The 5,641-nt window shown below is 74.0% G+C and carries 4 protein-coding genes and 1 pseudogene; 2 read left to right on the forward strand and 3 right to left on the reverse strand.

Going from position 1 to position 5,641, the window contains the following annotated elements; all coding sequences use genetic code 11:
• Positions 1-1,057, reverse strand: a pseudogene (locus HW578_RS22155) (hypothetical protein); the annotation flags it as partial.
• Positions 1,058-1,074: 17 nt separating this feature from the next.
• Between HW578_RS22155 and HW578_RS22160 the strand changes: the two are divergent.
• Positions 1,075-4,065 carry a bifunctional [glutamine synthetase] adenylyltransferase/[glutamine synthetase]-adenylyl-L-tyrosine phosphorylase gene (locus HW578_RS22160; protein ID WP_198372885.1) on the forward strand — a complete coding sequence of 997 codons (2,991 nt, stop codon included), beginning with the start codon at positions 1,075-1,077 and terminating at the stop codon, positions 4,063-4,065.
• A complete protein-coding gene (gene bcp, locus HW578_RS22165; protein ID WP_198372886.1) occupies positions 4,062-4,529 on the forward strand; it encodes a thioredoxin-dependent thiol peroxidase in 468 nt (155 codons plus the stop codon). Before HW578_RS22160 ends, bcp begins: the two co-directional genes overlap by 4 nt.
• A gap of 109 nt (positions 4,530-4,638) precedes the next feature.
• Here the strand turns inward: bcp and HW578_RS22170 are convergent, their stop codons facing one another.
• Together HW578_RS22170 and HW578_RS22175 are read right to left on the reverse strand one after the other, a co-directional pair.
• The gene (locus HW578_RS22170) at positions 4,639-5,193 is read right to left on the reverse strand and encodes a hypothetical protein (protein WP_198372887.1); all 555 of its coding nucleotides are present in this window, start codon (positions 5,191-5,193) and stop codon (positions 4,639-4,641) included.
• 169 nt (positions 5,194-5,362) lie between these two features.
• On the reverse strand, positions 5,363-5,641 hold a 279-nt coding region (locus tag HW578_RS22175), incomplete at its 5' end, for a hypothetical protein (protein WP_198372888.1).

A 5,641-nucleotide genomic window follows, 5' to 3' on the forward strand; every position in this document is an offset into this window, starting at 1 on the left:
GGGCCGGCGCGGGGCGCAGCAGGGCGCGTTCCACCCGCAGCGCCCCGCCATCGAGCACGAGGGCGGCCTCGATAGCCGCCACCGCCACGCGGCCGCGTGGGCCAAGATCGATCGCCCCCGGCCCGACACGCAGCCGCGCCTGCGCGCGCGAGGGCAGCCGCAGCCCCTCGATCCGCACATCCAGCGCGATGTCGGCCTGGGCATCGAGCGCCGCCAGCGGGCGCAGCACGGGTGCGGCGCGCGCCAGCGCCGCCGGGCGGATCGCCGGCAGGCTCAGGGTGACCTGGCCGTCGCGCGTCGCACCCTCGATCATGCCGGTCACGCGCAGCGGCACGCGCTCCGGCCCGAGGGCCGCGACGCCGCTGCCCGACAGATCGAGCCCGCCACCCTCGCGCCGCGTCAGCGACAGCACGGCGACATCGACCGACCAGGTGCGGTCGAGCTGCGCATCGGCCACCACCAGGCGGGTGTCGGCGAGGCGCAGGCGGCGCAGAGCCGACAGCGGGGTGGCGTCAGAGGGCGGCTGCATCAGCTCGGCCAGGATCGCAAGCAAAGGTGCCTCCGCACCCGGGGCGGCGGCCGGCGGCGCGGCCTCCGCACCCTGCGGCAGCAGGCCGAGGCCCAGGCTGAAGCCGCCATCCGCCCCGCGCTCGGCACGCAGGCTGAGCCCGCGTATCTCGAGCTCGCGCGGCGCCACCTGCCCGCGCAGCAGCCAGCCCAGCGAGAGCGAGACCACCGCATCCGGCAATTCGGCCCGCATCGCGCCATCGGCATCGACCGCGCGCACCCGCCGCAGGGTGAACTCGAGCGGCGAGCGGTGCCCCTCGCGCCAGCCGGCCCATTCGAGCGAGGCCTCGCCGATGCTCAGCCGGGCGGAGGTATCGGCGGTGTTGAAGGCGGCTTCGGCCTGGCGCGCCAGCCAGGGCACCTCGACCGGTCCCTGGCCGAGCCGCCAAGCGGCGGCGGTCAGCCCGATCGCGCCCAGCACCACCACGGCCAGCACCGCCCGCAACAGGCGGTTCAGGAAGTGGCCGGCTTGACCCGCGGCCCGCCTCACCTGTTCCCTGCCCGGCCATGACGGCCTGCTTCAGCCCCGAGCGCCTGCCCCGCCCCTTCGACCCCGCCGCCGCCGCGCTGGCGGTCGATCACTTCTCCGAGCGCGGGGCGGCCGAGCGCGACTTCGCGGCCAGCCCCGCCGGCGCGGCGCTGATCGCCGCCCTGGGCGGGCACAGCCCGTATCTCGCGGAACTCGCGGTGCGTGAATCCGCCGCGCTGCTGGCACTGGCCGAGCGCGGGCCGGACGTGGCCTTCGAACGGGCGCTCGATCCGCTCTCGCGCATCGACCCGGCCACGCCGCGCGCGGCACTCGCCACCATCCTGCGCCAGGCCAAGCGGCAGGGCGCGCTGGCGGCGGCGGTGGCGGACATCACCGGGTTGTGGGCGCTGGACCGCGTCACTGGGGCGCTGTCCGACCTGGCGGAGGCCGCCATCGACGCCGCCTGCGCGCACCTGCTGCGCGATGCCGCGGCGCGGGGCGAGTTGAAGCTGTCCGGCGCGGCGCGGGCGGACCCGCGGCTCGTCGGGCGGAACTCCGGCCTCGTCGTGCTCGGCATGGGCAAGCTCGGCGGGCGCGAACTGAACTACTCGTCCGATGTCGACCTCATGGTGCTGTATGAACCGACCGCGGCAGCCTATCACGCCGACCGGGCGCAGGCGGTCTATGTCCGCATCGCCCGCGACCTGGTCCGGCTGCTCGAGGAACGCACGGCGGAGGGGTATGTCTTCCGCACCGACCTGCGCCTGCGCCCGGACCCGGCGGCCACACCGCTCGCGGTCTCGATCCCGGCGGCCATCACCTATTACGAGAGCATGGGGCAGAACTGGGAACGCGCCGCCATGATCAAGGCGCGCCCGGTGGGTGCCGACCGCGCGGCGGGCGAGACCTTCCTGCGCGAGATCCGCCCCTTCGTCTGGCGCCGCCACCTCGACTTCGCCGCCGTCGCCGACATCCATTCCATCAAGCGACAGATCCACGCCCACAAGGGTGCGAAGGGGGCCAACGCCACCGTCCAGGTGGAAGGCCACGACGTGAAGCTCGGCCGGGGCGGCATCCGCGAGATCGAGTTCACCGCCCAGGTGCTGCAGCTGATCTGGGGCGGGCGCGACCCGGGGCTGCGCGACCCGACCACGCTGGGCGCGCTGGTCGCCCTCGCCGCCGCCGGCAAGATCGACCGCAAGGCCGCGGCCGACCTCGCCGATGCCTACGTCTTCCTGCGCAACCTCGAGCACCGGCTGCAGATGGTGGCCGACCGCCAGACGCATCGCATGCCCGAGGATGCCGAGGGGGTGGCGCGCATCGCCTCCTTCCTCGGCTTCGCGGATCCCGAGGCCTTCCGCAGCGCCTTCGTCGCGCACATGGCCAAGGTGGAACGCCACTACGGGCGGATGTTCGAATCCGAACCCACCCTCGGCGCCGAGGCGGTGGACGGCAGCCTGGTCTTCACCGGCGTCGAGGACGACCCAGGCACCATCGCGACGCTGAGCGCCATGGGCTATGCGAATCCCTCGGGCGTGGCGGCGCTGGTGCGCGGCTGGCACCACGGGCATACCCGGGCCACGCGCAGCGAGCGGGCGCGCGAGCTGCTCACCGCGCTGATGCCGGCGCTGCTCGCCGCCTTCGCGAAGCAGCGCGACCCGGATACCGCGATCCAGCGCCTCGATGGCGTCTTCAGCCGGCTCGCGGCCGGGGTGCAGGTGCTGTCCCTGCTGGCGCGCAACCCGCCGCTGCTGGACCGGCTGGCCGGCGTGCTCGGCGCCGCGCCGCAGCTGGCCGACCACCTGTCGAGCCACACCGCCGCGCTGGAGGGGCTGCTGATGGGCGCGGGCGGCACCGTGGGCAGCGCCGCCGCCACCCTGCCTGCCCTGCTGCAGGACGCGGACCACATCGAGGAAGCGATGGAGGCCGCCCGCCGCCTGGTCCAGGAGGGCAAGTTCGAGATCGACGCCGCCACGCTGGAGGGCACGCTCGACGTCGATGCGGCGGGCGAGGCGCGCTCCGCCCTGGCCGATGCCGCCATGTCCTCCCTGCTGCCGCATGTCACCGCCGCCTTTGCGGAGCGTCACGGCAAGGTCAAGGGGGGCGCGCTGGCGATCGTCGCACTCGGCAAGCTCGGCGGGCGGGAAATGCTGCCGGGCTCCGACCTCGACCTGATCCTGATCTACGACCATGCCGAGGGCGCGGAGATGAGCGAGGGCCGCGCGAGGCGCGGTGCGCCCCCGCCGCGTCCGTTGCCGGTCAGCCAGTACTTCACCCGCCTCGCGCACCAGATGGTCGCCGCCATCGCCGCGCCGGGTGCGGAGGGCAAGCTGTATGAGGTGGACATGCGGCTGCGGCCCTCGGGCTCGAAGGGGCCGGTCGCCGTCTCGCTCTCGGCCTTCCAGCGCTACCACGCCGAGGATGCCTGGACCTGGGAGCGCATGGCGCTGACCCGCGCACGGGTGGTGGCCGGCCCGGCCCCGCTGCGCCGGCGCGTCGAGGCCGCCATCCGAAGCGCGCTGCTGCGCCCCGATGCCGCCGAGAAGGCCATCCCGGACGCGGTCGCGATGCGCGCGCGCATGCTGCGCGACCTGCCCCCCGATGGCCCCTGGGACGTGAAGCTCGGCCGCGGCGGCCTGGTCGAGGTCGAGTTCATCGCCCAGGCGCTGCAGCTGGTGCAGGCGCGCCGGCATCCGGAGACGCTGGCCACCACGACGCGCCGCGCGCTGGCCAACCTCGCAGCGGTCGGTGCGCTGACCGCCGAGGAGGCGGCCACGCTGGTCGCCGCCGAACGGCTGTGGCGCACGGTCAGCGGCCTGCTGCGCCTGACCGTCGGCCCCTGGCGGGAGGAGGCGCTGCCCGACAGCGTCGCTGCCGCACTGCTCAACGCCTGCCGGCGGCTCGACCCGGAGGGTGCGCCGGTTGACCTTCCCGGACTCCAGGCACAGATGGCCACGCGGGCGAAGGCGGTACGCGCGATCTTCGAATACCGCCTGGGCCGCCCGGAGATCCAGGGGGACCAAGCATGAGCGAATTGGCCGAGGGCAAGAAGGCGCCTGCCTTCAAGATGAAGGCGAGCGGCGGGCGCGAGGTCTCCTCCGCCGCGCTGAAGGGCAAGCCCTACCTCATCTACTTCTATCCGAAGGCCGATACGCCCGGCTGCACCAAGCAGGCCTGCGGCGTGCAGGAGGCGCTGCCGGCGCTGGGGAAGATCGGGATCGAGGTGATCGGGGTCAGCCCCGACCCGATGGCGCCGATCGAGAAGTTCGCGAAGAAGTACGGGCTGGAATTCCCGCTGGCGTCGGACGAGGACCACGCGGTGGCCGAGGCCTATGGCGTCTGGGTGCAGAAGTCGATGTACGGCAAGACCTACCTGGGCATGGAGCGGTCCTCCTTCCTGGTCGGCGCCGACGGCAAGATCGTGAAGGTCTGGCGCAAGGTGAAGCCAGAGGCGCATGCCGCCCAGGTGCTGGAGGCCGCCGCCGCGCTGTAGGGCGGACAGCAGCGGGCTGGGCCTGGCCGTTCGGGTGGTGATGCCCGCCGGGTCGGGGGCGGAGCGCGTCGCGCCGGGCTCGAAACCACCCGGGCGGCGCCGGCCCGCGTCAGGCGTGGCCGTTGTGGTTCACGGTGATCTGGCGGAACACTTCCTCCGCCTCCTTGAAGGTCTCCTCCGCCCGCGCCTTCATCGCCGGGTCGGCGAAGCGGTCGGGGTGGAAGCGCAGGCGGAAGGCGCGGCGCGCGGCATCGACCAGCCAGGCGGGCGCCGTCTCGGCCAGGTGGACGCGGCGCAGAAGGCCGTTGCTGCGGGCGGGTAGCGCCTCGGTCGCCAGGGCGCGCTCGGCGGCGGCGGCGCGCATCTCTGCCTCGCGCAGCCGCTGCTCTGTGGCTTCGAGCCGGGCGCGCAGCTGTTCGAGCCGCCCATCGCGTTCCGCCGCGGCGGCGGGGTTCTGCGCCTCGGTGGTCTCGGCGCGGTTCAGCAGCTGCGACACGCGACGCGCGGCGGACTGCGCGACCTCGACGTCGCGGCGGCCGAGCTCGCCCAGGATGAAGGCCAGCAGTTCGACATCGCCGGCATGCGCCTCGGCGAATTCCAGCAGGCGCGCGGACGGCCAGTTGGTCAGGGCCTTCTTGTTCTCGAGCGGCGAGGTGGCCGACATGGGGCGGGAGGGAGTCCCTCTGTTATTTTTGAGACCTAGCAGCCCCGGCCTCAGACTTCTACGCATCAGGGGTTGGATCGATGCAATCCCTGGTTGTCGCCGCGATCAGGGAAACCAGCGCTCCTCGCGCCAAGCGCGAATCGGCGACCGTGCCCGTCGGCTGCGGTCTTCAGCCGCGCGCCTCGATCTCGGCGAAGACCGCCTCCGCCCGCTTGAAGACTTCCTCGGCTCGGCAACGCCGGCCCGCATTCCCGTGGCTGTCGGGGTGGTAGCGCCGGCGGAAGGCGCGGCGGACCTCCGCCACCAGCCAGGCCGGCGCGTCGGGCGTGAGGTAGACGCGCCGGTGCGGCCCGACCTCATCGGGCAGGGCGCCGAGGCGCGCCTCGGCCAGCGCGAGGGCGCTGCGCAGGCGCACGATCTCGCCCGCGGCGGCGGCCAGCAGGTCGCG

Origin of the sequence: Roseomonas rosulenta, from assembly GCF_016106005.1 — a bacterium.
Lineage (GTDB): Bacteria > Pseudomonadota > Alphaproteobacteria > Acetobacterales > Acetobacteraceae > Neoroseomonas > Neoroseomonas rosulenta.